Below are 4,843 nucleotides of genomic sequence, written 5' to 3'. Positions count from 1 at the left end.
AATCGTTCTTTGAAAACTAGATATATAAACATGACGAAGTCAATTTTTTCGAGAGTTTGATCCTGGCTCAGGATGAACGCTGGCTGTGTGCCTAATACATGCAAGTCGAGCGAAGTACTTTTGTACTTAGCGGCGAATGGGTGAGTAACACGTACTCAACGTACCCTTCAGTTTGGAATAGCAGTTGGAAACAACTGATAATACCAAATACTTATTTTGGTCGCATGACCGAAATATAAAAGGTGCCTTAAAGCATCGCTGGAGGAGCGGGGTGCGCAACATTAGCTAGTTGGTGAGGTAACGGCCCACCAAGGCGATGATGTTTAGCGGGGTTGAGAGACTGAACCGCCACACTGGGACTGAGATACGGCCCAGACTCCTACGGGAGGCAGCAGTAGGGAATATTCCACAATGGACGAAAGTCTGATGGAGCGACACAGCGTGCAGGATGAAGGCCTCATGGGTTGTAAACTGCTGTGGTAAGGGAATAAAAAACAGTGTAGGAAATGCCATTGTATTGAATGTACCTTATTAGAAAGCAACGGCTAACTATGTGCCAGCAGCCGCGGTAATACATAGGTTGCAAGCGTTATCCGGAATTATTGGGCGTAAAGCGTCTGTAGGTTGTTTATTAAGTCTGGCGTTAAATTTTGGGGCTCAACCCCAAACCGCGTTGGATACTGGTAAACTAGAGTTATGTAGAGGTTAGCGGAATTCCTTGTGAAGCGGTGAAATGCGTAGATATAAGGAAGAACACCAACATGGCGAAGGCAGCTAACTGGACATACACTGACACTGAGAGACGAAAGCGTGGGGAGCAAACAGGATTAGATACCCTGGTAGTCCACGCCCTAAACGATGATCATTAGCTGATGGGGAACTCATCGGCGCAGCTAACGCATTAAATGATCCGCCTGAGTAGTACGTTCGCAAGAATAAAACTTAAAGGAATTGACGGGGACCCGCACAAGCGGTGGAGCATGTGGTTTAATTTGAAGATACGCGTAGAACCTTACCCACTCTTGACATCTTCCGCAAAGCTATAGAGATATAGTGGAGGTTAACGGAATGACAGATGGTGCATGGTTGTCGTCAGCTCGTGTCGTGAGATGTTCGGTTAAGTCCTGCAACGAGCGCAACCCCTGTTCTTAGTTACTAACATTTAGTTGAGCACTCTAAGAAGACTGCCCGAGTAATCGGGAGGAAGGTGGGGATGACGTCAAATCATCATGCCTCTTACGAGTGGGGCAACACACGTGCTACAATGGCCGGTACAAAGTGAAGCAACCTGGTGACAGTGAGCAAACCACAAAAAACCGGTCTCAGTTCGGATTGGAGTCTGCAACTCGACTCCATGAAGTCGGAATCGCTAGTAATCGTAGATCAGCTACGCTACGGTGAATACGTTCTCGGGTCTTGTACACACCGCCCGTCAAACCATGGGAGCTGGTAATGCCCGAAGTCGGTTTATTAACAAACTGCCTAAGGCAGGACTGGTGACTGGGGTTAAGTCGTAACAAGGTATCCCTACGAGAACGTGGGGATGGATTACCTCCTTTCTACGGAGTACAAAATCGATTTAATATCGATACACTAACCTTAATTCAGACCTACTTTATATTTATAAAACTTGTCATGGCTTATTAGGTCGTAAGCAATATATCTAGTTTTGAGAGGACGACTCTCAATTCGTTCTTTGAAAACTGAATAGTAATTATTTTAAAATATTACAACGACATCAAACAATAAATTAATTTGGTTAATTTGTTTTGATTCATCGAGTAGTTATATTAATATAACTCATTGAAATGTCTTAAAATACACATCATAACAACAATAGGAAATCTTAATTTTATAAATTAAGGACATACTTTTAAATAAGTAAGAGTTTGTGGTGGATGCCTTGGGTCTGGAAGTCGATGAAGGACGTGATTACCTGCGATAAGCCTCGTGGAGCTGGATATGAGCTACGAAACGGGGATTTCCGAATGGGGGAACCTAACTAGGGTAATGCCTAGTTGCCTTCTTCTGAATACATAGGAAGTCGAGCGAGACACCATGTGAACTGAAACATCTTAGTAGCATGAGGAAAAGAAAATAAAAAATGATTTCTTCAGTAGCGGCGAGCGAACGAGAAAGAGCCCAAACCATTTTATAATGGGGTTGTAGGACAGTCTACACAGAGTTACAAAATTAAATGATAGCAGAAGCATTTGGGAAGATGCGCCATAGAAGGTGATAGCCCTGTAAGCGAAATTGTTTAATCTCTTGACTGCATCCTGAGTAGGGCGGGGCACGTGAAACCCTGTCTGAATCTGCCGGGACCATCCGGTAAGGCTAAATACTAACCAGACACCGATAGTGAACAAGTACCGTGAGGGAAAGGTGAAAAGAACCCCGGGAGGGGAGTGAAATAGATTCTGAAACCACTTACTTACAATTAGTCAGAGCCCATTTAAGGGTGATGGCGTACATCTTGCAGTATGGACCGGCGAGTTATGTTATCGTGCAAGGTTAAGCAGAAAAAAGCGGAGCCGTAGAGAAATCGAGTCTTAATAGGGCGCTTTAGTACGATGGCATACACCCGAAACCAGGTGATCTATTCATGAGCAGGCTGAAGCTTGGGTAACACCAAGTGGAGGGCCGAACCGTAGTACGCTGAAAAGTGCCCGGATGACTTGTGAATAGCGGAGAAATTCCAATCGAACTTGGAGATAGCTGGTTCTCCTCGAAATAGCTTTAGGGCTAGCGTGTGGTGTTAAATGATGGTGGTAAAGCACTGAATGTGGAATGGCCGCGCCTAGCGGTACTGACTATAATCAAACTCTGAATACCATCATGTATTGCCATGCAGTCGGAACCGGGGTGCTAACGTCCCGGCTCGCGAGGGAAACAACCCAGATCGTCGGCTAAGGTCCCAAATTCGTGTTAAGTGAGAAAGGTTGTGGGGTTTCATAAACAACTAGGAAGTTGGCTCAGAAGCAGCCATCTTTTAAAGAGTGCGTAATAGCTCACTAGTCAAGAGACCCTGCGCCAATAATTTAACGGGACTAAAACACGAAACCGAAGCCACGGGTACATTTATGTACGTTAGAGGAGCGTTCTTAGGGCGGTGAAGCTAGACCGTGAGGACTAGTGGAGCGCTAAGAAGTGAGAATGCCGGTATGAGTAACGATTCGCAGTAAGAATCTGCGACGCCTATTGGGGAAGGTTTCCTGGGCAAGGTTCGTCCACCCAGGGTAAGTCAGGACCTAAGGCGAGGCCGACAGGCGTAGTCGATGGACAACAGGTTAATATTCCTGTACTTTCTGTAATAGTGATGGAGTGACGGAGAAGGATAAACTTACCTCTTACTGGATTGAGGGGCAAATAGTAACTGGGAATTGTAGGCAAATCCGCAATTCATTAACCGGGAGCTATGACGCATAGACTTTAGTTGAATTAGTTGATTTCATGCTTCCAAGAAAAGCTTCTAAACTTTAATATTACGGAAACCTGTACCGAGAACGGACACACGTCCCCAAGATGAGTATTCTAAGGCGAGCGAGAAAACTAGTGTTAAGGAACTCTGCAAAATGACCCCGTAAGTTCGCAAGAAGGGGTGCTCACGAAAGTGAGCCACAGAAAATTATGAGGGGCAACTGTTTATCAAAAACACAGCTCTCTGCTAAACCGCAAGGTGATGTATAGGGGGTGAAGCCTGCCCAGTGCCCGAAGGTTAAGTGGATGCGTTAGCTTATGCGAAGCGTTGAAATGAAGCCCGGGTGAACGGCGGCCGTAACTATAACGGTCCTAAGGTAGCGAAATTCCTTGTCGGCTAAATACTGACCTGCACGAAAGGCGCAATGATCTCTCAACTGTCTCAACACTAGACTCGGTGAAATTATGGTCCCAGTGAAAACGCTGGGTACCCGCATCAAGACGAAAAGACCCCATGGAGCTTTACTACAACTTCGTATTGAAATTTGGTCTAACATGTGTAGGATAGGTGGGAGACGCTGAAGCTAGGACGCTAGTTCTAGCGGAGTCAACCTTGAAATACCACCCTTGTTATATTGAGTTTCTAACTTGCCATCATAATCAGGTGGGAGGACAGTGCGTGGCGGGTAGTTTGACTGGGGCGGTCGCCTCCTAAAGAGTAACGGAGGCGTTCAAAGGTACACTCAATACGGTCAGAAACCGTATGCAGAGCGCAAAGGTAGAAGTGTGCTTGACTGTGAGACTTACAAGTCGAGCAGGTGCGAAAGCAGGACTTAGTGATCCGGCTGTACGTCATGGAACGGCAGTCGCTCAACGGATAAAAGTTACCCTGGGGATAACAGGCTTATCTTGCCCAAGAGATCACATCGACGGCAAGGTTTGGCACCTCGATGTCGGCTCATCGCATCCTGGAGCTGGAGTCGGTTCCAAGGGTTGGGCTGTTCGCCCATTAAAGCGGTACGCGAGCTGGGTTCAGAACGTCGTGAGACAGTTCGGTCCCTATCTGATGTGGGCGTTGGAATATTGATGAGAGCCGTTTTTAGTACGAGAGGACCGAAACGGACGTACCACTGGTGTTCCAGTTGTTCCGCCAGGAGCATAGCTGGGTAGCTAAGTACGGAAAGGATAACCGCTGAAAGCATCTAAGTGGGAAGCCTCCTCAGAGATTAGTATTCCCTTGAGATTCCTTATAGACTATGAGGTTGATAGGTTGGATGTGTAAGCATAGCGATATGTTGAGCTGACCAATACTAATAAATCGATAGGTTTAAAAGTAATGTGTATTTTATACATTTCAATGAGTTTTAAAATTTACTATTCAGTTTTCAGAGAACACGCTCCACACGGAGTATTTTTTTTTTAT

Annotated in this window: 2 rRNA genes; both read left to right on the top strand. The window is 45.8% G+C overall.

The window, feature by feature from the left end:
• The first annotated feature begins 44 nt into the window (after window positions 1-44).
• Window positions 45-1,559 (top strand): 16S ribosomal RNA (locus NXS15_RS03685).
• 312 nt (window positions 1,560-1,871) lie between these two features.
• Window positions 1,872-4,755, top strand: a 23S ribosomal RNA gene (locus NXS15_RS03680).
• Together the 16S and 23S rRNA genes form the textbook arrangement of a ribosomal RNA operon.
• The last annotated feature ends 88 nt before the right edge of the window (window positions 4,756-4,843 follow it).

The organism is Mycoplasma sp. CSL7475-4, assembly GCF_024834065.1.
Classification (GTDB): Bacteria; Bacillota_I; Bacilli_A; order Mycoplasmatales; family Metamycoplasmataceae; genus Mycoplasmopsis.
Note: the sequence above shows the minus strand (reverse complement) of the source record. Positions and strands in the feature narration are given on the sequence as shown.